Source organism: Haloechinothrix salitolerans, assembly GCF_042662605.1.
Classification (GTDB): Bacteria; Actinomycetota; Actinomycetes; order Mycobacteriales; family Pseudonocardiaceae; genus Haloechinothrix_A; species Haloechinothrix_A salitolerans.
Window position 1 is genome coordinate 2,591,511 of the sequence record NZ_JBHSXX010000001.1, and the last position, 20,347, is coordinate 2,611,857.

Annotated in this window: 19 protein-coding genes; 16 read left to right on the top strand and 3 right to left on the bottom strand. The window is 63.2% G+C overall.

From position 1 onward, the window contains the following. Nucleotides 1–655 precede the first annotated feature (655 nt). The 3 genes from ACFQGD_RS12250 to ACFQGD_RS12260 all read left to right on the top strand — a co-directional run bounded on the left by ACFQGD_RS12250 (nt 656) and on the right by ACFQGD_RS12260 (nt 2,504). Entirely contained in the window at nt 656–997 is a 342-nt protein-coding gene (locus ACFQGD_RS12250; RefSeq protein ID WP_345396195.1) for a hypothetical protein, read from the top strand. A 1-nt stretch (nt 998) separates the two neighbouring features. After that, on the top strand, nt 999–1,148 hold the full coding sequence (locus tag ACFQGD_RS12255) for a hypothetical protein (protein WP_345396192.1): 150 nt from the start codon (nt 999–1,001) through the stop codon (nt 1,146–1,148). A gap of 420 nt (nt 1,149–1,568) precedes the next feature. Further along, a complete protein-coding gene (locus ACFQGD_RS12260) occupies nt 1,569–2,504 on the top strand; it encodes a hypothetical protein (RefSeq protein WP_345396189.1) in 936 nt (311 codons plus the stop codon). A 165-nt stretch (nt 2,505–2,669) separates the two neighbouring features. Here ACFQGD_RS12260 and ACFQGD_RS12265 read toward each other — a convergent pair whose 3' ends face one another. Further along, nucleotides 2,670–3,386 (bottom strand): DUF6082 family protein, encoded by a 717-nt coding sequence (locus ACFQGD_RS12265; RefSeq protein WP_345396186.1) that lies wholly within the window; start codon nt 3,384–3,386, stop codon nt 2,670–2,672. A 1,029-nt stretch (nt 3,387–4,415) separates the two neighbouring features. Here ACFQGD_RS12265 and ACFQGD_RS12270 point away from each other — a divergent pair. The 4 genes from ACFQGD_RS12270 to ACFQGD_RS12285 all read left to right on the top strand — a co-directional run bounded on the left by ACFQGD_RS12270 (nt 4,416) and on the right by ACFQGD_RS12285 (nt 6,831). Beyond that, entirely contained in the window at nt 4,416–4,778 is a 363-nt protein-coding gene (locus tag ACFQGD_RS12270) for a ribonuclease E inhibitor RraB (protein WP_390183545.1), read from the top strand. A gap of 161 nt (nt 4,779–4,939) precedes the next feature. Then, nucleotides 4,940–5,281 (top strand): hypothetical protein, encoded by a 342-nt coding sequence (locus tag ACFQGD_RS12275; RefSeq protein WP_345396183.1) that lies wholly within the window; start codon nt 4,940–4,942, stop codon nt 5,279–5,281. Nucleotides 5,282–5,294: 13 nt separating this feature from the next. Beyond that, on the top strand, nt 5,295–5,636 hold the full coding sequence (locus ACFQGD_RS12280; RefSeq protein ID WP_345396180.1) for a hypothetical protein: 342 nt from the start codon (nt 5,295–5,297) through the stop codon (nt 5,634–5,636). Between the two features lie 148 nt (nt 5,637–5,784). Then, entirely contained in the window at nt 5,785–6,831 is a 1,047-nt protein-coding gene (locus tag ACFQGD_RS12285) for an aminotransferase class V-fold PLP-dependent enzyme (protein WP_345396177.1), read from the top strand. A 39-nt stretch (nt 6,832–6,870) separates the two neighbouring features. On the opposite strand, the gene ACFQGD_RS12290 is transcribed toward ACFQGD_RS12285, so the two are convergent. Both ACFQGD_RS12290 and ACFQGD_RS12295 read right to left on the bottom strand, forming a co-directional pair. Then, nucleotides 6,871–7,239 (bottom strand): hypothetical protein, encoded by a 369-nt coding sequence (locus tag ACFQGD_RS12290; protein ID WP_345396175.1) that lies wholly within the window; start codon nt 7,237–7,239, stop codon nt 6,871–6,873. A gap of 48 nt (nt 7,240–7,287) precedes the next feature. Continuing rightward, the gene (locus ACFQGD_RS12295; RefSeq protein ID WP_345396172.1) at nt 7,288–8,610 is read right to left on the bottom strand and encodes a helix-turn-helix domain-containing protein; all 1,323 of its coding nucleotides are present in this window, start codon (nt 8,608–8,610) and stop codon (nt 7,288–7,290) included. Between the two features lie 168 nt (nt 8,611–8,778). Here ACFQGD_RS12295 and ACFQGD_RS12300 point away from each other — a divergent pair, with 168 nt between their 5' ends. From ACFQGD_RS12300 to cas5e, 9 genes are all read left to right on the top strand, one after another. Further along, complete coding sequence (locus ACFQGD_RS12300; protein ID WP_345396169.1) at nt 8,779–10,323, top strand: ATP-binding protein; 1,545 nt, start codon at nt 8,779–8,781, stop codon at nt 10,321–10,323. A gap of 177 nt (nt 10,324–10,500) precedes the next feature. Further along, a complete protein-coding gene (locus ACFQGD_RS12305; RefSeq protein ID WP_345396575.1) occupies nt 10,501–10,854 on the top strand; it encodes a YciI family protein in 354 nt (117 codons plus the stop codon). Between the two features lie 84 nt (nt 10,855–10,938). Beyond that, the gene (locus ACFQGD_RS12310; RefSeq protein WP_345396166.1) at nt 10,939–11,322 is read left to right on the top strand and encodes a YciI family protein; all 384 of its coding nucleotides are present in this window, start codon (nt 10,939–10,941) and stop codon (nt 11,320–11,322) included. 11 nt (nt 11,323–11,333) lie between these two features. Next, nucleotides 11,334–12,560, top strand: a complete 1,227-nt coding sequence (locus ACFQGD_RS12315; protein ID WP_345396572.1) for an RNA polymerase sigma factor — start codon at nt 11,334–11,336, stop codon at nt 12,558–12,560. Between the two features lie 809 nt (nt 12,561–13,369). Beyond that, nucleotides 13,370–16,192: a CRISPR-associated helicase Cas3' gene (gene cas3 / locus ACFQGD_RS12320; RefSeq protein WP_390221044.1), complete on the top strand. Its 2,823-nt coding sequence runs from the start codon at nt 13,370–13,372 to the stop codon at nt 16,190–16,192. Next, nucleotides 16,182–17,834, top strand: coding sequence for a type I-E CRISPR-associated protein Cse1/CasA (casA, locus tag ACFQGD_RS12325; protein WP_345396161.1), 1,653 nt, complete (start codon nt 16,182–16,184; stop codon nt 17,832–17,834). The genes cas3 and casA overlap by 11 nt, the downstream gene beginning before the upstream one ends. Beyond that, on the top strand, nt 17,831–18,472 hold the full coding sequence (gene casB / locus ACFQGD_RS12330; RefSeq protein ID WP_345396159.1) for a type I-E CRISPR-associated protein Cse2/CasB: 642 nt from the start codon (nt 17,831–17,833) through the stop codon (nt 18,470–18,472). The genes casA and casB overlap by 4 nt, the downstream gene beginning before the upstream one ends. A 10-nt stretch (nt 18,473–18,482) precedes the next feature. Beyond that, nucleotides 18,483–19,625: a type I-E CRISPR-associated protein Cas7/Cse4/CasC gene (cas7e, locus tag ACFQGD_RS12335; protein WP_345396156.1), complete on the top strand. Its 1,143-nt coding sequence runs from the start codon at nt 18,483–18,485 to the stop codon at nt 19,623–19,625. Continuing rightward, nucleotides 19,622–20,347: a type I-E CRISPR-associated protein Cas5/CasD gene (gene cas5e, locus ACFQGD_RS12340; RefSeq protein WP_345396153.1), complete on the top strand. Its 726-nt coding sequence runs from the start codon at nt 19,622–19,624 to the stop codon at nt 20,345–20,347. The genes cas7e and cas5e overlap by 4 nt, the downstream gene beginning before the upstream one ends.

Sequence of the window (20,347 nt, forward strand, 5' to 3'; positions counted from 1 at the left end):
AGGACAGCACTAGCCTGCGACTGCACCCGGAATAGCTTCGTTAGGAAGCCCTGACGTGTTACTGTGGCTATCTGGATGTCCACATGGTGAGAACTTTCTGTACGTTTTCAAGCCGCCCTGCCGGGCGGAGCGCGCGGCCCGAACTGGCGCGCGGTCGGCTGGTCCGCTCCGCTCGGCCTCCCGCGCATGAACGTCGTCGGGCACGCGCGCACGGCACGGCAACGGCTGGGAACGTGAAAAGGTCTCGCGGCAACGGCTGAGCACGTCGGGCGCCTTCATCCCCGCGATCGCCGGATGGTCAAAGCCGGGACGGCCACGGTCAACCCCGCTCCGCGCCGATCCCGCTCAGCGCTCAAGTTGCGTTCGTGCGGTTACTCTCCGTACGTCGCCAGGCGAGCGGGATCGGTTACAGGGTGGACCGCGACCGTCCCGGCCATGGGCGGCTGAGGATCGCGGGGATGGAGGCGACTGGTCTGGGGCACGCTACGCGGCGCGCCGGATGTCGGTGGGCAGTGACGCAACTTATCCTGCTCAAGGTGACCGACCCTGGCCCCGACCACAATGTCGAGACACTTGAACTGCTCGATGCAGAGTTGAGCGCTCGGCTCGATCGCCAAGATCGCTCGCTCTCCCGGATCCAGACGAAGGGGGTATCGTGGCGGGCTTCGCTGCAACCGCTGCCCAGTTCGTTGCGACGAAGGTCGGCTTCACCCCGTGGGCACTTCTCGCATACGGAGGATACGCAGCGGCGTTCGCATTCGGCCTAGCCGCGCTGGCAGTCACGAAGTACCTCGACGTCGAACCACGGCCGTTGATGGAGACACACGCAGAATCGCCAAAAGCGCTTCTGCTCTCAACGCTCATCGCCTCCCGAACTGCACACTTCGAAGCCAACGCCAAGGTCGTGCACGGCAAAGCCGTGCTGTGGTGGATATCGGTCGCGACACTCGCAGTTGCGCTGCTAGGTTCGATCATCGTTATCGGGGAAAGTAGTTGACATGACAAAGCCTCAGAACGATGACGACGCGGTGGCCGAGCCGGTGCCTGGTCCAGAGCCAACGACGTTCTTCGACACATGGTACGACCCCGAAATCACCGGCTACGAAGAAAAGGGCTCTCGACCCAGCGGGATCGAACGTCGCGGGTAGCGCACTTACACAAGCCTCCACTTACCCTCCAAGAACAACCGGAACTGATCCGGTCCCCTCCGAATCTGGCCGGTGGTCCAACGACGCGCGTGCCGAGGTCGCAAGCTACTTTCGGAGGTAACCGGAAGAATCACCCGTAGTGATCGACTGTCCGAAGGGTTGCTGGTTCGAGTCCAGCCGGGGGAGCACCAGCCCAGGTCAAGCACCTGGGCCTTCGTTGTATCTGGGGTCCGACTGGATCACCAGCGTCGAGGACTAGCACCGCAGGGCGGGTGCATCTGGCCGGGCGAGCAGTGCCTTCGACCGTCCGGCCTATCGTCGTGGGTGGTATGTTTCGATGATTGGGCAGCTGGCGGCTGGTCACGATGTCGAGCTTGATGTTCGTATATCGGATAGGTGAGGGCATGCCACACTGACCAGGTGACTGAGAGTCCCTTCTACTCCGACCGTATTGGTCAGTATGTGCCGCGGGTCAGCGAGGAGATCTCCGCCAATACCTGGAAGGGCCTTGCAATGCTCTTCCTACGACGGATCGACGATGGTTCCCTCGCTCGCGACTACCCCAGACACGACTGCGTCGATAGCAACGGTGTCATCACAGGGACCGACCGTGCTCGATTCCTCAATGATCTTCAGGCGTATGTGCCCGCCCTCGATGGATCACCTCTGGAAGTTGATCAGCTACCGAGCACGATCAACGCTCTCGACGTGATTGTTTTTGTGGCGCTTCACATCGACGAGCCAACGCGCATCGAGAACCACAGTTGGGGCGGGCCACATAAGCACTACTACTTTGACAATCATCAGGACACGTGGGACGACGAGCTTACCGCTGGCCAGGAAAAATTCCGAGAAGACGTCGACTTGATCTTCGCTCGGAACGGGGTGGCTTTCACGCTCAACGAGAAGCTCAGGGTCGAGCGGCTCGCCCCGCCGGAAGCTCGTCCACTGATTTCCGATTTCAAGCCGAATACCGGAGACAATGAGCTCGACAGGATGTTGTTTGGCGCCGTAACACGATTTCTGTCCAGGCACCCAGAGGTTCGGCAGGATGCGCTTGAGAAGCTTTGGGACGCCTTCGAACGCCTCAAGACCTTGGAACTTGGAGCTAAAGGGGACAAGAAGCGCTCGGCTATCCGCCTGATCGAACGCGCCGCCCCCAGCTCGACTCCCTTTCAAACGCAGCTCAGCACCGAGTTTCGAGAGTTGACGAGGATCGGTAATACCTTCCGCATACGCCACCACGAGCATCAGGCTGAAGAACTGCCCGGCAATGCCTCTATCGACTACCTGTTTATCCGACTCGTTAGCCTCATTGCTTTCGTCTTACGGCAGACCGGTCGCATGAACGCCTAAAGGTGATGTCGCTCCGGTGAACTAAAACCGTGGTTTGACATCATACCGGCATCGCGACGAAGTCGTCAGTCAACGTCGAGGCCGACGGACGTTGATACGCTTTATCAGAGTCTACGTTCGTCTGTGAGTGTTAAAAGACGGGGCTAGCTCAGCAATTTGTCCGAGCTAGCCTACATCCGGTGAATTTTGCTCGTAGCTGCTCGTGGCGCAATGTCTTGGGGCAAATTCAGCGTTATCAAGACACTCTTTTTCCGAACTGGAGCAGCTCATCTTGGGCGGCGTGGAGCTGGCGGATATTAAAATCTTTTCATCAAGCATGTTGGCTTTCTTGAATTCATTGTTTAATATCCGAACGAAGCGCTTCTGCTTTGACGTCTGTGCACGTGTTATTCGTTTATCACCAAACTTATTCCAGTACGACCGACCCGCGCGTCCGCGAAACAACTCCTCAGATACTTCCCCGAGGAGTTTATCGTTCAGCCTCCCCGATTCGTGATCCATTTGCCAGAATGAGATAATCAGATTAACGTACATGCTTTGCTTTTCTTCTCGAATTGTAGCCCAATTTCGTGGACCCCAACACTCCAGATATATCAGATCGTCCATGGCCATCTTCAGAAGTTCGTGATGAAAAGTTCTCTGACTGTGATTCCGATTTGCTCTCGCTTCGCGATTTTGAACAAGCAGTGAGATGGTGACTCCTCCTAGCGCTGCTGCTGAAAGCAATGTGGATGCTGGCCCGTAGGCCTGGGCGACCTCTGCGGCGTATCCCCAGTCGACATCATTATTTTCAGCCAGCAATTGCAGAATCAAAGGTGAAAATGGAACAGCAGCTAGCAGTAGCAATGAAGATGAAAATATTCCGGCTACCACAAATCTCATTAGAATTCCTTTGGATGTTCTTGCTACGCGTTTACTACACGTTTCTGTGTCCTGTAGCGTGCTGGTAAAACAATGACGGTAGATTTACGTCCGTCGTCATTCTAATCCGGGTTTATCGACCGCTAGGAATTTTGTTTATAAGTAGATTTTCTCTGGGTAAAAAGCGAGCACTATGAATAACTCAAAGAGCTCGTGCAGAGTGGATTGATTCGGCCCGAGACCCTGCAACTATATTAGACTCGCACTGGCGGTGGCAATCAAGTGTTCGGGGCTATATTGTTGCTGCCGTGCAGTCAAAATAATCTAATATGGGTCGAATTCAGTCCAATTCCTGGGTTTTCAGAGATCCTGGGCTCGTGCTTTTTGCGGAGCGTTATTCTGGCTGAGTCTTGCTGATCACTGCGCCCTTCACTATTTATCGATCAACTGAAGCCCTGATGGCGTTGCAGGTTGACGTCACTGTGAGATGGGACACGATTTCGGAACCGTCTGACGAGGTCGGAACCTCGCGCCGTTATGGAAGCTCCACTTCCGAATGGTCGATCTGAAGGTTGCGGCGTTTGGCGCCAGTCGACTTGGACCCCCGGGCTCATGCTAGGAGATCGCGGCGTGGGTCGTTGGCTTTGACGGTGTCAACAGTCCCGAGCCCATTGAGGTGCGGCTCATCGTGGATGCAACAGCGGCCAGGAGATGGAAGAGACGTGCATATAAACCAGCGCATCGAGGACCTGTTGCGAGGCCTTCTCGCGTGCCACTTCAGCCTCGCCCTGCGGGCTAGCGACCCCACCAGCCTCCTCGGCCGTCTTCATCAGCCGTACCACGGGGCTTACCGGGGTAGGGAGTCAGACAGAGGCACGAGCGCACGTCACAGACCTGGGCTGGTGTCGTATCTGGGATCGAACAGAATCGAGGGACGACTTGGCGTCGAACGCCTCACAGCGAGGTCACTCCCAGCGCATGTTTCCATCGCGCCTGAGTACTGTTGCGGTTCTGGCCGCGACATATTTCTCTCGGGGGAGGCGAGAGCCGATGAGATGGTTCAGGCGACGTACAGCGGCGTCCAGGACTTTCGACACTGGCCACCCGGGAGACGATGAGGTGCTGTCACAGCTCTCCAAGCGGAGCAACCTCGAGGCCCCACGCCATTGGATGCACTACTTGTACTGCGCAGACGAAGGTTCCGCGCGTCAAGCGGAGTCACAGATCCGCTCTGGCGGCTGGGCCATTCAGGTGGTTGAGCCGGCAGCGGCGGGCCCCGGGTGGGTGGTCATCGCTGAAGCGCATGGTGTCGTGATGACCCCAAGCGCCGTTCGGGACGCTCGGGTGTTCTTCGAACACGTAGCTTCGAGCGTCAGCGGTGGTGACTACGACGGCTGGGAAGCCAGTCTCTAGCGCTAACGACCCATGGACGTGTCGATCAAGTGGCCTTGACGGCGTACCGTGACAAGACAAACGCCACGAGCCGGTCGTAGCGGACATGTTCCGGCAGTCTGTTGACCTTGCGGACCGGCGCTGACACCTGGGGACGCGAACAACGAGGGGGAACACGACTGATGGATACAGCAGATCCGTCTGCCAGGCAGGAACGGCCGCGTCGACCGCTTCTGGGGTTAGGTGTCGGCATCGCACTCGCCGTTGTCGTGGCGTATCCGGTGTTCGCGACCGGAGTGTTGACCCTTATCAGCTTCGCGGACTGCCTAATGCCACCGTGCACAGAGTCCTACTCCCAGCCGTGGACCGGCACGTTCTTTGGTGCGCTAACCGCGGTTCTGGTCGCACTTCCGTTCACCGTCGGTGTCGCCATCGCAGGTGCTGGCAAACGAGCGATCACCGCGGTTGCGGTCTTGACGGCCGCACCCGTAGTCGCGTTGATCGCGTTGAGCGCGCTGGATTAGTGGTGACGGTCCAATGTCTACTGTCAATACGCGGGTACGGCGCAGCGGTCGATGGGTCGCGGCAGTTGGCGTGTGCGTCGGACTGAATGTCCTGGTCGTCGTTGTCGCGCCGGTGAGCGTGTATGGCGCTGCGGCGGTCGCGTCACTGCTGTCGCTGTTATGGACGCTGGAAGCGCCCCAGGCTGCCGACGTCGTGCCAACTGTCTTCTACGCTGCGGCATTCCTGGTGATGGTGCAGCTAATCTCGGGCCTGACCGCCATGACCGCGCCGCGACGTCGAGCCCTGGTCGCGGTAATCGCGATGCTGGTGCAGCTCGGTGGGTGGGCGGTTCTGCTCGTACAAGCGCAGGCATAGACGTCGCGACGAGACGCGAAGGTGTGGTCATGTCGAAGTCGTCGGTCGGTCCAGCTGCGATGCCCTGCGGTCCTGTGTGATCTTGGAGCCAGACTTTACGCTCATCGGCGATAGTTTCATCGGTGAGCGTTTTCAAGGGAGGGGCGCGGTGGACCTGCGCGAGGCACGACGACTGTTCGACCCGGAACCGGGTTGGCTGAACACCGCCAGCTACGGGCTGCCGCCGCGCCCGGCGTGGACGGCGCTGCAGGAGGCACTGGACGACTGGCGGCATGGCCGAACGTCGTGGGAACCGTGGGCCGAGGCGACCGAACGGGCGCGTGCCTCGTTCGCGCGGCTGGTTGGCGCCTCCCCGGGCGATATCGCGGTCAGCTCGGCGGTCTCCCAGCAGGTGGGGCTGGTGGCGGCGGCGCTGCCGGCGGGAGCGCGAGTCCTCGTGCCGGAGATGGAGTTTACGTCCAATCTGTTCCCCTACTACGTCCAGCGAGAGCGCGGCGTCATCGTGGAGACCGTGCCGCTGGCCGACCTGCTGGACCGCATCGACGATCGCGTTGACGTAGTGGCGCTCAGCGTTGTGCAGTCGGCCACCGGCGAGGTGACTGACCTGGCCACGGTGGCCGCCCGCGCGAGGGGCGCCGGGGCCCGCGTCGTCGTTGACGCCACGCAGGCGGTCGGCTGGCACAAGATCGACGTCGCCCACGTCGACGCGCTGGTCTGCGCGGCATACAAGTGGCTCTGCGCTCCGCGTGGGACGTCGTTCTGCTACCTGGCGCAGGATTTACGGGAACAGATTACCCCGCACGCTGCGGGCTGGTACGCAGGAGCGGACGTGCACGCGAGCTACTACGGTCCCGAGATGAAGCTGGCGTCTGACGCGCGGCGGTTCGACCTGTCCCCGGCATGGCACTGCTGGGTCGGCGCCGCGCCGGCCCTGGAGCTCATCGAGCAGGTGGGGGTCGCTGCGATCGGCGAGTACGACGTGGGACTGGCCAACGGGTTCCGTGCCGGACTTGGCCTCCCGCCGGGAGACAGCGCGATCGTGTCGCTGGGCGCGGACGTAATCCCTCACGACGCCGACCAGCGGCCCGCCGAGGCGGGGATCCGTGCCGCCGCCCGGGCAGGATCGCTGCGGGCCTCGTTCCATCTCTATACGACAGAGGCTGACGTCGACGCCGCGGTTGAGGCCCTCAGCTGACGATCGCACCTGAGCCGCACTCTGTAGGCGGCGTGCTCGTCACTCAGCCGGTTCGTACTCAGCGAACTCGGTATCGGGCAGGTCGATAGTCCGAACAGGAGGACGGGCAGCGTCGTGCATACGCAAGCCCCGCGGGCCATGGACACCGCCGGCGGGCATGTCGATTAGCCACCCCAGCACCGCGTCACTGAGCTCGTTCGGTCGTTCGAGGTCGCCTAGTAGCGCAGTGACGCCGCGGGCGTCATACGGCGACGGCAAAGGGATATCGGCCGCGGCGGCGTCGTCGATCACCTCACGGCACATCGCGCGCCATCGCCCCTGGCCCCACCACTTCCTGGTGTACGACGTCGATCCAGCGACGGTCAGCAACCGCAGTGTCGGGACCGGGCCGAGGACGTGTTCGTCCAATTCTTGCCAGCGGTCCAGTTCCTTGACGACCGTGGGACAGACCTCGGCTCATCCTTCTCCGAATAGGTCTGCGATACGTCGACCATCTGGGAGCGCCAACGCCGGGTTGGTCAATGCCTGCCTGACGCCATCCCAGTCGACACCGTCGAAGGGATCGACGTTCGGCTGAATCGCCTCGGTGACGGCCATGTTGACCCTCGCCATGAGAACATCACTGGGTAGGTGGTGGTCCTCCACCGCAGTCTCGTTGCGCCAGCACCACGCGGCGATCCCGAGCGCGGCGGTGTCGGGAACCACATCAGGGAGCACTCCGACGGCGAACATTCCTAGTAGGAGTGGGATGAACGACGAGAAGTGGCGATCGTCATCGAGCTCACGGAGAAGTTGCTCGACCCGGATTCCACGGCCGCCTGCAGCAGGTTCGAACAACCACTCATGGAACTGCCATCTGACGAGCTCACCGGTCGACACCACACTTCCCTCGGTGAGCTCGACGCGCGTCGCGTCCAGTAGGCCGAGCTCGCCAGCGCGTTCGCGAATCGCGCGCTCCCGCTGCGACATGTTGTCGGGGAGCGCGATGACGACAGGCTCGTCGAGCACGCTGAACAGCGGCGGGTTGTCGTCACTGTCGAACGGCTGCAGTTCCAGAGAGTTGTCGACAGGCCGGTATTCAACGGCCATAGTCATGCATGTCCGGTGCATTACCGTCGACAAGATCGGTCCAGCTTCGTGGTCATACTCGCCGAACGACGCTTCCACGTCGTCGAGCCAGCCAGCTTCGGCCAGCGGGCTCAATAACTCCTCGAGTTGTTCCCAGAACACGGCCCACTCCTCATCGTTGGGAGCGCTCTCCTGCGGCGCCGGCCTGCGTAGTCTGCCCAGGAGCCACTCGGCTGCGGCAGGATCCTGCGTGCTGAGACAAAGGACGTCGGGCTGAGCCTCCTGGCCGGATGTGCCGAACACCTGCCCCAAACTCGTAACGTCGATGCCGCGTTCGGTAACGACCTCCTTCAGCTGCCGCCGGATTCCTGCGAGTTGGTTGTTCCGCTCGCGGATGTGCTGCTCCGTGGCTGCGCGCTGGGCCTCGGCTTGCCGTTGCTGGCGGAGTTCTTCCGCCCGCAGCCGCTGCAGATGCTCGGGAGTGCCCCACAGCTCACGGCGGCCGACCTTGCGGCTGCTGATCCTGCCGTTTTCGGCGATTCGGCGCAGCCGCCAGCTGATCATTGAGGGTTGTACCCGTAGTGCGTTCGCGATATCCGTCCCCGACGCCAGCTCGTTCCCTTCCGTGCGCTGCTCAAGAAACCAAACAATCTGGCCGTCATCGGTCCAGTCCGGGCTCGTGTCGATTTCGTGGCGCTCATCGGGAGTCATGTGCTTTCGGCACGCGGGCGCGTAGCGGTCCAGTGGGGCGGAGTATCGCAGGAGTGAGCTGCATGGGTGGCCCGACGTAGTCGGGCGTCCACATCGCGGCCGGTCTTGCATGTCGTGGATGGTAGTGCGCCGTTCGCTGCCTGCGCACTGAGCGGCTGGTCGCGATAAGTGCGTTCGCACATCTACGCGCCGCCCGATCGCTACGCCGCACGCCAAAAGCCGCCAACCGAGAGGAATGATACACTCATCAATGATAGTTTCATCGGTGAGTGTTCCAAGGATGAGTGTATGACCGGGTTCATTGGACGCGATCGCGAGCTGGCCACGCTGGACAAGGCGCTCCGCAAGACTGTGGCCGGAGGGCGAGCGGGTCGTCCTGGGCGGGCGATCCTGATGCGGGGCCGACGTCGCGTCGGTAAATCTCGGCTTGCTGAAGAGTTCGTCGAACGCGCCGGTGTGCCCTCGCTGTTCTTCACGGCGTCGGCGCAGCCGGACATGGCTCGAGATGTCCGGCTATTCACAGAGGCCGCGGCCAGTTCCAGTCTGCCGGGGGCAAGTCTCTTCCAAGAACAGACTCCTGCGTCGTGGGACGCGGCACTGCGCTTGCTGGCGGCGGCACTGCCCGATGACGGGCCGTGTGTGGTGGTCTTGGATGAAGTTCCCTATCTCATCGCCAATGACGCGGGGTTCGAAGGGACGTTGCAGAAGGCGTTCGATCGCGAGCTGTCACGTCGACGTGTGCTGTTGCTCTGCATCGGCTCGGACTTAGCGATGATGGAAGCGCTCAATTCCTACGGCAGGCCCTTCCATCAGCGAGCCACCGAGATGGTCATCCCTCCGTTGAGTCCTGCTGACGTCGCTACGATGCTGGAGTTGGATTCCGCTACGGCTATTGACGCCTACTTGGTCACCGGCGGACTGCCGCTCATCTTGGACGAGTGGCCCGTCGGCGCCTCCGTCACTGACTATCTGAGTGAAGCGGTCCGCGACCCCATATCGGCGTTGCTGGTCAGTGCCGAGCGGGCTCTGGCGGCCGAGTTTCCTGCCGATGCGCATGCGCGGAGAGTGCTTGGCGCTATTGGGTCGGGTGAGCGCACGTTCACGCTCATTGGTAGGGCCGCTGGTGATCTCCCGCAGGCTTCCTTGAGCCGGGCACTCCGGGTGCTGACGGGCAAGCGCCTGGTCGAACCAATGGTGCCGCTGTCGACCCGTGCTTCGAAGGACACCAGATACATCGTGACCGACCCGTACCTGAAGTTCTGGTTGCGGTTTCTCGGCCCGAACCTCGACGAAATTGAGCGTGATCGAGGCGACCTCGTACTGGACCGAATCAGCTCGTCCTGGACGACATGGCGCGGGCGGGCCATCGAGCCCGTCATTCGCGAGTCGTTGCGGCGACTTCCCGCCACCGGCGCGCTCGAAGATACCGGGGCGATTGGGGGGTACTGGACACGTACCAACGATCCGGAGATAGACATCGTAGGCGCGGACCGCGCGCCGGTGGCGAAGCGCATCACGCTGGTCGGATCGATCAAGTGGCATGATAGTCGCCCGTTCGATACGGCGGACCTCGCGCGCTTGATGGTCCATCGATCACAGCTTCCGGGGGCGGAGGACACAACGCCCATGATCGCCGTCAGCCGGACCGGCGCCACTGTGACGGAGCTGCCTGTGCTCGGCCCGGACGACCTGCTCGCCGCATGGCAGGGTTAAGGCTATGGCAGGGGCGCGGCCGGCTGGGCGATCGCCGTTGCGCTGACGCCCGGCTCGCCTGGCTCGAACCCAGCCGCGACTTCCACAGAATCCGGGGAAATCGACCACCACGCACGTCGTCGACCGCTTAGAGTGTGCGGCGACACCGCAACACCGAGAGGTGACGACGTGAAATACATGCTGATGGTCCACAGCGCGCTTTCCGACTTCGAGACCCGCGACACCGATCCTGCCGAGATGCAGGAGACGTTCGACTTCATGATGAAGCTGAACACCGAGCTGCAGGAATCCGGCGAGTTACTCGACGCCGCTGGTCTGGCCGATCCGCGGCACGCTGTCACGGTGCGTCGGCGCGGCGGTTCCGCCGTGGCGACCGACGGGCCGTTCGCCGAGGCGAAGGAAGTGCTGGGCGGATACTGGGTGCTCGATGTCGCCAGCAAGGAGCGTGCGATGGAGATCGCCAGCGACATCGTCGAGAACTGCGGCGCTCACGGCCCCGACTCCATCGAAGTCCGCGAAGCAATGAGCTGACATGTCGAAGCGCCACCATTCGCTCCGACGTCTCGTGTGAACGCACCCGCACGGGGTGCACGGCGAGGCAAGGAGAGAACGGATATGCGCTACATGCTGCTGGTCAAGACCCCCCCTTCGGCGTGGGAAGGCTGGGAGGGTCCGGTTGACGGCTTCGAGCGGACGATTGAGTTCATGGGCAAGCTCAACGCCGAACTCACCGAGACGGGCGAGCTCATCGACGCGGCGGGCCTGGCAGACCCCACGGTGGGAACGACCGTCAGGAAACGGGACGATCGTGTCGTCATCATCGACGGACCGAGCCCGGACGGTGCCGATGTGATCGGCGGTTACTGGGTACTCGACTGCGACAGCTTCGACCGGGCGTCCGAGATCGCGGCACGCGTCGTCGCCTTTGACGGTGTCAACAGCCCCGATGTCATCGAGGTGCGGCCCATCATGGATGCCAACAGCGGCCAGGAGATGTGAGAGACGTGCATATCGACCAGGGCGTCGAGGACCTGTTGCGCGATCTCGCGCCGCAGGTGCTCGGCGCGTTGGTGCGCAAATTCGGCCACTTCGACGCGGCCGAGGACGCGGTGCAGGAGGCACTGCTCGCGGCCGCGACGCAGTGGCCCGAGGAGGGCGTACCGGAAAACCCAAAGGGCTGGCTCATCCGCGTGGGCTACCGGCGGATGACCGACCAGCTTCGCAGTGAGCAGTCGCGCCGGGAACGGGAAGACGCCCTGGCCGCACGAGCGCCGCGCGACGCGTTCCTCACACCGCCACCGGACGCTACGGGCGGTTCCGACGACACGCTGATCCTGCTGTTCCTGTGCTGCCACCCATCGTTGACGGCGTCGTCGCAGATCGCGCTGACCTTGCGCGCGGTGGGCGGTCTGACGACTGAGGAGATCGCGAAGGCGTTCCTGGTGCCGGACTCGACGATGGGGCAGCGCATCAGCCGCGCCAAGCAGCGGATCGCGTCGTCTGGGGTGCCGTTCCGGATGCCGCCCGCCGAGGAGCGCGACGAGCGGCTCGACGCGGTGTTGCATGTGCTGTATTTGATCTTCAACGAGGGCTACACCGCGACCTCCGGTGCGGCGCTGGATCGCGTGGAGCTGTCCAGTGAGGCCATCCGGCTGACTCGCGTCGTGCATCAGCTGTTGCCGAATGACACCGAGGTCGCGGGGTTGCTGGCGCTGATGTTGCTGATCAACGCCCGGCGCGAAGCTCGCACTGGACCGGACGGTGAGCTGATTCCACTCGCCGAGCAGGACCGCGGTCTGTGGGACCAGCAGGCGATCGCCGAGGGGGCGAAGCTGGTTGAGGACGCGATGTCGCGTGGTGACCTCGGTCCGTACCAGCTGCAGGCAGCGATCGCCGCGCTGCACGACGAGGCCGCCAGCCACGACGAGACAGATTGGCGGCAGATCCTGGCGCTCTACGGCGTGCTCGCGCAGGTGTCGGACAACCCGATGGTGACGTTGAACCGGGCGGTGGCCGCTGCGATGGTGCATGGGCCTGAGGCGGGGTTGCGGCTGCTGGAGCAACTGGACGAGGACAGCAGGGTGGTGAAGCATCACCGGCTGGCTGCGGTCCGGGCGCATCTGTATGAGATGGCGGGGGACACGGAGGCGGCTATCGAGCACTACCGGCAAGCCGCACGCCGAACGACGAGTGTGCCCGAGCAGCGGTATCTGGAGGGCAAGGCGGCACGGTTGTAGGTATGAAAGCTGCACTGATTTCGCTAGTCGCGCGCGTTAAAGGCGACGTTTCGTCGAGCGGATCATCCCCGCGCGTGCGGGGAGCGCCTGCTCGCCGGGACTGCCTGCGCCAGTCTGGCGGGATCATCCCCGCCCGTGCGGGGAGCACAACCTCACGATGGACACTGCCGACCTCAAGCGGGGATCACCCCCGCGCGTGCGGGGAGCACTACTGCGCCGCGATCCGCCCCTGGTTGTTCGACGGATCATCCCCGCACGCGGGGAGCACGCGAACGATCTGCAGGACCGACTAGAGAAGCGCGGATCATCCCCGCACGCGCGGGGGAGCACCCCGACAGATCCGACAGCACGCCCATGATCCGGGGAGCACGGCCCCGCGCAGGACATCGCGGAGTTCCTGTCGGGATGATCCCCGCGCGTGCGGGGAGCACCCCAGCAGGATCGAGTGGTTCGAGCGCGTCGACGGATCATCCCCGCGCGTGCGGGGAGCACTCCTCGCAGCTCCAGTACGCCGCCAGGTTGGACGGATCATCCCCGCGCGTGCGGGGAGCACGCTTGTTGACCTGGGCCGATCCTACCGGATCAAGCAATTTTTTTCAGTTTGTTTCGAAGGGACGTCGTTGAGCGAACGCCGAAAGTAACCTGACTCGCCGCAACGGGAAAGAACTCCGTTCAGGAGATCAGTTGACCCTTGCGCTACTCCACTAGCGTGCCGCGCTTTGGCAAACGCACCTGATTGCGTTAAATGTCTGCCTCTTATTCCATGGTGCGCATCGTTCGAAGAGTGCAACTTCACCGGTGTGCGAGTCATGGATCGGAGACGCGATTTGGTGTTGAGTGAGGCGGCTCGGTCGGTGTGGGCGAAGTCGACCGATCAGCATGGTGGATGGTTGCCGCTCTGGAAGCACATGGACGACGCTGCCGACGTTGCTTCTGCGCTGTTCGACCGCTGGCTGCCGCCGAGCGTGGTTCGGTTGTTCGCCAAGGAGTTCGACGGCGACACGGTTCAGGCGCGTGCCGCAATCGCTTTTCTGGCCGGGGTACATGATCTGGGTAAGGCGACGCCCGCGTTCGCGATCCAGGACGTTCTGCTTGCTCAGCGGATGGCCCAACACAACCTGCGCATCCCGTCTACCACGTTCGTCCTGCATGCCAGGTCGGTGGCTCATCACTCGGTTGCCGGTCACCACCTCCTGATGCGTTGGCTCATGGCGAAGGGATTCCCTCAGCCGATCGCACGCACTTGGGGCGTGGTGCTGGGCGGCCACCACGGAGTCCTGCCGGATTCCGAAGCCGAGAATGCCGCGAACCCACGCCACGTCCGCAAACTGTACGGCGATGGCGTGTGGGAGACCGTGCAAGTTGAGTTGGCTGAACGGATGGCGGATCGTGTCGGCGCTACGCGTTGGCTGGGTAGGTGGCGCGACGTCAAGCTCAGTGCGCAGTTCCAGGTGCTGGCCACCGCAGTGGTAATCGTTTCGGACTGGATAGCGAGCAATGATGAGTTGCTGCCATTCTACCGGGAAGAGCTACCGCAGGTCGCGGACAGCTCCGAGCGGGTGAGGCAAGCGCTGGATAAGCTCCGGTTGCCAGCACCGTGGCAGCCGACGCCGCCAGGCGGTGGCGTTGCCGAGTTGTTCGCCGCGCGCTTTGACCTGCCGGACGGTGCGCGGCCGTACCCTGTGCAGGAAGCCGTGTGCGAAGTCGCGCGGTCCATGCCAGAGCCCGGGCTACTGATCGTGGAAGCCCCGATGGGCGAGGGTAAGACAGAGGCAGCGCTGGCGGCTGCGGAGATCGCGGCTGGCCGATGGGGTTTCGGTGGGCTGTTCGTCGCGTTGCCCACCCAGGCCACCAGCGATGCCATGTTCCATCGCGTGATCAGGTGGCTCGACGCCATGGGCTCCGACGATCAGCAGATCGGCGGGGCGGTCACACTCAGCCACTGCAAGGCTCGCTTCAATCGGCTGTTTCAAGGTCTGATGCGTGCTGGATGGCTACGGGACATCGGCCGTGACGAGCACGAAGGTCGGCACGCCGTCGTTCCTCATAGCTGGATGTCCGGCCGGAACAAAGCCCAACTCGCGAACTTCACCGTGAGCACGTTCGACCAATTGCTGTTCACAGCGCTGAAGTCTCGGCACGTGATGCTGCGACACCTCGGCCTTGCGGGCAAGGTTGTTGTGCTCGATGAGATCCACGCCTACGACGCGTTCATGAACTCGTACCTCACGAAGGTGTTGACGTGGCTGGGTGCGTATCAGGTCCCGGTCGTCGCGCTGTCGGCGACGTTGCCGTCCGACCGCCGCCGCGCCCTGGTCGAGGCGTATCAGCGTGGACGTGAGAAGACGTGTGGTGACCTGTCGCAGCTTGATGGCGACATCGGCTATCCGGCTCTGATCTGGACCGAGGGCTCGTCCGCGCGCACCCGCGTCGCGAAGGCGTCGAGCCGTTGCACGTCAGTCGGGGTCGATTTTCTGGATGACGATCTCGACACCCTGATATCGGTACTGCGGGATGCATTGTCCGATGGCGGCACAGCGCTGGTAGTACGCAACACCGTCCGCCGGGTGCTGGAGGCCGCCACGCGGCTGGAGCGTGAGTTCCCCGGCGAGGTGACCTTGGCGCATTCACGATTCATCACCGCTGACCGTATGCGCAAGGACAACGAACTCTTGGACATGTTCGGGTCGCCACAGCGAGCGCTACGACGCCCATACCGACATGTCGTCGTGGCGTCGCAGGTCGTGGAGCAATCGTTGGACATCGACTTCGACATTCTGGTTACGGATTTGGCACCGATCGACCTTGTTCTGCAACGCATGGGCCGACTGCACCGACATGAGCGGGGTGTGGGCCAGATCGAACGACCACCCAAGGTGCGGTCGGCCCGCGCCTTCATTACGGGCGTCGACTTCGAGCAGCATCCGCCGCGGTTAGAGCAGGCAACCGAGCGCTACGTCTACGGGACACATTTCCTGCTGCGCTCGGCCGCCGTGTTGTGGGAACGGTTTGGCAAGACAATCGAATTGCCCGGCGACGTCGCACCCTTGGTCCAGCAGGCATACGGCCCTGACGACATCGGACCGGTCGAATGGCGCGAGGCTATGGCAGCGGCACGGCAGACATGGAACGAACGTACAGCCGCGCGGGAGGAACGAGCGACCCAGTTCCAGATCGATGCGCCGACAAAGCCCGGCAAAGCGATCATCGGCTGGCTATCGGCTCATGCGGGCGAGGCCGACGAGGACACCGCCAAAGGGCAGGGCCAGGTACGCGACGGCGCCCCGAGCCTTGAGGTGCTTCTCGTCTACGAAGACGCCTCCGGGCAGTGGCACACACCGATGTGGCTCGACGGCGGTCGTGGCGGGCTGCCCATCCCTCGCGAGGACGTGCCGTCCGACGACCTTGCCGAGGCCATGGCAGCGTGCGCGCTGCGACTGCCGCTGACGTTAAGCAACCCCGACGCCGAAGAAGAACTCAAGCACGCCACGCCACCCGCATGGAAAGCGTCACGCCTCATACGCCGCCTCCCAGTGCTTGTCGTTGACGGTGATGGCAACGGCCAGATCAACAACCGCCGTCTCCGATACACGGTGGAACGGGGATTGGAAGTATTCGACAGTGACGAGTGAGGCTGGATTTAATCTTCTCGACGAGCCGTGGATCATCGCTCTCTCGCCGGACGGGCGGGAGGATGCCTTTTCGATTATTGACATCTTCGAGCAGGCACCGCGATTGTCGGTGATCGGTGGCGAGGTACCGACGCAGGCATTCGCGATCACCAGGCTGTTGCTGGCATACCTGCATCGAGCCATCGAAGGGCCTGCGGACCAAGCCGAGTGGGCGAGGCTGTGGAACGTGCATGAACTGCCGATGGATGCAATCCGCGCTTATGCCGATCGCGTCCGCTCGCGGTTCAATCTGTTCGACGACGAAGCCCCGTTCTTCCAGGTTTCCGGGCTGAGGACGGAGAAGGGCGAGACGAGTCATCCGAGAAAACTGGTGGCGGATGTGCCAGATCCAGGCAGGAACAATCTGCCGCTCTTCACCATGCGCTCAGTTGCAAACGTTGCCATGCTGTCTGCAGATGAGGCTGCGCGGTGGCTTCTGCACGTTCATGCATTCGACCCTACGGGCACCAAGTCTGGTGCTGCTGGGGATCGGAAGATGAAGGACGGAAAGGGCTACGGGAGCTCGATAGGTTGGTCGGGGCAACTCGGTGGTGTGCTTGCCGAAGGGAATGACCTCCGCGAGACGCTCTTGCTGAACTTACTTCCGTGGGATGCCACCAACTATGTGCGCATCGGTGGTGCCAACGATCTGCCGCCCTGGGAGCGTGATCCTGACACGGCTGCATGGTCAGAGGATCGTCCCCCACGTGGGGCGATTGACCTTTATGCCTGGCAGACACGTCGCGTTCGGCTGGTGGGTGACCGCAGCGGCGTCACCGGGGTGGTATTGGCCAACGGTGACAGGATCCAGTCGCAGAACCGGCATGGCGTCGACCCGCACACTGCTTGGTGTCGCAGAAAGCCGCAGAGCACGAATCGCAATGATGATGTGTACATCCCGCAAACGCACGACCCGACTCGGTCGGTGTGGCGTGGCATCGGGGCGTTGCTGCCGTCGGTGTCACCACGCAGCGGCGGGAAGGGCGCCCAGCGTTACCTCGCGCCGGGCGTGTTGAAGTGCGTGAGCGATCTGGTGGGCGAGGGGCACCTACCAGACGAATACATCGTTAAGCTCCGGGCTTTGGGTGCGAAATACAAGGCGCAGAACACGACCTTCGCGGAGATCATTGAGGACACCTTGCCGATGCCGTTGGTTCTGCTGCGCGAGGATCATCCGGATGCGGGGAGGACCGCCGAGCGGGCGGTTAAGGACGCCGACAACGCGGGATCGTGTTTGTGGTGGTTCGCGGAGCACCTTGCACAGGCGGCTGGGGCGGAAGCCAAGTCCGGCGCCGTTGCCAACGCTGTCGAAGCGCTCTACTCGGCCCTGGAGCAGCCGTATCGGCGTTGGCTCGCCCAGTTCGGACCTGACCGCGATCTGGCGGTCGCCGAAAGGGAGTGGCAGGCGAGTGTGCGGGCGGCGTGCCTGCCCATTGCCAGCGAGTTGATCACGGCTGCGCCGACAACGGCGTGGACAGGTCGCCTCGTGAACCAACGACTTGTGAACGTGCCGATCGCCGAGGCGTGGTTCACCGCCGCGCTGCGCAAGGCCCTTCCACACGCGTTCCCACGCCGAGACGAGACGACGGAGGTAGCAGGATGACAACACCGGCACCGGAAGCTGAGCTCGCCACACCAGCGCAGTCTCCACGCAGGTTGGGGTCCCTTGGCGTAGCGCTGGACAAGCCGATCAAGGCGCTGCAAGCGGCGTACTTGCGCGAGTCGTCGTCTGCGCGAGCAGACCTGGCTCGGCTTCGACGTGGCATCGGAAAACCTGCCGGAAGTGTGCCCGAAATCTGGGAACTCACGATCGGCGCGGTTCCGAGCAAACTCGCGGGGAAAGACGATGGGTTAAGCCGAGCCGAGCAAGCTGCGCACACCGCGCTGACGTTGTACGCGATGCATCAGCAATCGGTGTCTATTCCGATGCATGTCGCAGGGGTGTCATTCGGCCGAGCAGTAGGTCGGCTGCGGTTGGTCGATCAGCGGAGCGAGCAAGCGGTGACCCGCCGGTTCATGGCCGCAGCCACGGCCGTCTCGATCGCGGAACTGCTCACGCATGTCCGCGGCCTGATCACTCAGCTCGGTTCGGCGGAGCTCGGCATGGACTACGCGGCGTTCGCCGACGACGTATCCAAGTTGCTCACCCCAGCCACCGCGCAGGCCGTCCGTCTGCGATGGGGACGCGACTTCTACCGAACCAGGCCCGTCAACACCGAACCATCCGACGACAGCGAATGAGGAGCCAGCGATGAGCCGCACCCTGATTGACGTCCACATCCTGCAGACCGTGCCGCCGAGCAACATCAACCGCGACGACACCGGAAGCCCTAAGACCGCGATGTACGGCGGGGTACGGCGTGCCAGAGTCTCCAGTCAGGCGTGGAAGCGGGCCACCCGGGTAGCGTTCGATTCCTACCTCGACCGCACCGAACTCGGGGTACGCACCAAGCGCATTGTTGAGCTCCTTATCGAGGAGATCACGTCGCAGTCACCGGCTCTTGCTGAGCGGGCGCGGGAGCTCGCGGTCGAGACGTTCAAGCTCGTCGGTATCGGCGTGGCGGTCCCGAAGAAAGCAGCCGCTAAAAGGGACGACGACGCTGTCGAAGAGTCGAGCTACCTGGTGTTCCTGAGCCGCCGTCAGATCGAGAACCTCGCAGCGGCAGCAATCGAAGCGGCCGCGTCTGACGATGTCAAGAAAGCGCTCAAGGACGCCAACGTCAAGGGCATCGCCGACCGTGGTCACTCGGTGGACATCGCGCTGTTCGGCCGCATGGTGGCGGACCAGGCCGACATCAACGTCGACGCTGCGTGTCAGGTGGCGCACGCCATCAGCGTGCATCCGGTCGAGACCGAGTTCGACTACTACACCGCCGTCGACGACACCAACCCCGAGGAGGAAACCGGCGCAGGCATGATCGGCACCGTCGAGTACAACTCCTCGACGCTGTACCGGTACGCGACGATCGACGTGAACCGGCTTGCCGACAACCTCGGCAGTATCGACGCAGCACGCCGTGCCGTTGAGGCGTTCCTCGAAGCGTTCGTTCGCTCCATGCCGACCGGCAAGCAGAACACGTTCGCCAACCGCACCCTGCCCGAGGCAGCTGTGGTGCAAGTGCGTGACACTCAGCCGATCAACCTCGTCGGAGCCTTCGAAAACCCGGTACGGGAAACGGAATCCTCCGGCCGGATCAAGCTCGCGGCTGAGGCACTGTGTGGCGAGGCAGCCGAGATCGAACGCGCCTACCACGAGGGGCCGGTAGCGAGCTGGGTCACACGGGTCGGGTCCGACACCGAGCGACTGGACGACCTCGGCGCCAACGTGACCTTGCGCGAGCTGGTCACCGAGCTCGGAATGCTGGTGGAATTCCGGCTGCGGGAGACACAGTGAGTGTCGTCGCGCTGCGACTGGCCGGACCGATGCAGGCGTGGGGCTCGGGTAGCCGCTTCGTTCGCCGGACCACCGAGATGGCACCCACCAAGAGCGGCATCATCGGGCTGGTCGCCGCCGCCAAAGGGCTACGCCGCACCGACCCATTGGAAGACTTGCTGAGCTTGCGATTCGGGGTGCGTATCGACCAGCCAGGGCAGCTGATGCGGGACTTTCAGACGGCGCAACGGCCGCAGCGCAAACGCGACGGCACGATCGAATGGAAGTCGCTACCGCTCTCACACCGGTACTACGTGTCTGGAGCGGTGTTTCTTGCCCTGCTCGAAGGTGAGCGGACGCTGCTGGAGGCCATCGATGCGGCCGTGCGAGCGCCGCACTTCCCGCTCTATCTTGGTCGTCGCTCCTGCCCACCCGCAGGGCGGGTCGCGGTCGGTGTGTTCGACTACGACCTCGACACCGCGTTCGAGCGGATTGAATGGCAGACGCGCAAGGGAGAGCAGGAACGCCATCGCGAGCGGGTCGTCGAGCTCGCTACCGCGCGGGACGCTTCGCCCGAGGAACCCGAGGCCGACCCGATGCGGGACGCTCCCCTGAGCTTCGATCCCAACCGGCGGCAGTACGGCTGGCGACGGGTTCTGCGCGGTTCCGTCGTCATCCCGAACCCGCACGGCGTGGCCGAGCCGCGCCCCGAGCACGACCCGATGCCGTCGATCGGAGAATGA

Excerpts from the sequence above, each read along its gene's own strand:
- ACFQGD_RS12265 (WP_345396186.1), bottom strand. The coding sequence starts at position 3,386 with ATGAGATTTGTGGTAGCCGGAATATTTTCATCTTCATTGCTACTGCTA.
- ACFQGD_RS12310 (WP_345396166.1), top strand. The coding sequence starts at position 10,939 with ATGCGCTACATGCTGCTGGTCAAGACCCCCCCTTCGGCGTGGGAAGGC.
- cas3 (WP_390221044.1), top strand. The coding sequence starts at position 13,370 with ATGGATCGGAGACGCGATTTGGTGTTGAGTGAGGCGGCTCGGTCGGTG.
- ACFQGD_RS12295 (WP_345396172.1), bottom strand. The coding sequence starts at position 8,610 with ATGACTCCCGATGAGCGCCACGAAATCGACACGAGCCCGGACTGGACC.
- ACFQGD_RS12270 (WP_390183545.1), top strand. The coding sequence starts at position 4,416 with ATGAGATGGTTCAGGCGACGTACAGCGGCGTCCAGGACTTTCGACACT.
- ACFQGD_RS12275 (WP_345396183.1), top strand. The coding sequence starts at position 4,940 with ATGGATACAGCAGATCCGTCTGCCAGGCAGGAACGGCCGCGTCGACCG.
- casB (WP_345396159.1), top strand. The coding sequence starts at position 17,831 with ATGACAACACCGGCACCGGAAGCTGAGCTCGCCACACCAGCGCAGTCT.
- ACFQGD_RS12255 (WP_345396192.1), top strand. The coding sequence starts at position 999 with ATGACAAAGCCTCAGAACGATGACGACGCGGTGGCCGAGCCGGTGCCT.
- ACFQGD_RS12280 (WP_345396180.1), top strand. The coding sequence starts at position 5,295 with ATGTCTACTGTCAATACGCGGGTACGGCGCAGCGGTCGATGGGTCGCG.
- cas7e (WP_345396156.1), top strand. The coding sequence starts at position 18,483 with ATGAGCCGCACCCTGATTGACGTCCACATCCTGCAGACCGTGCCGCCG.
- ACFQGD_RS12305 (WP_345396575.1), top strand. The coding sequence starts at position 10,501 with ATGCTGATGGTCCACAGCGCGCTTTCCGACTTCGAGACCCGCGACACC.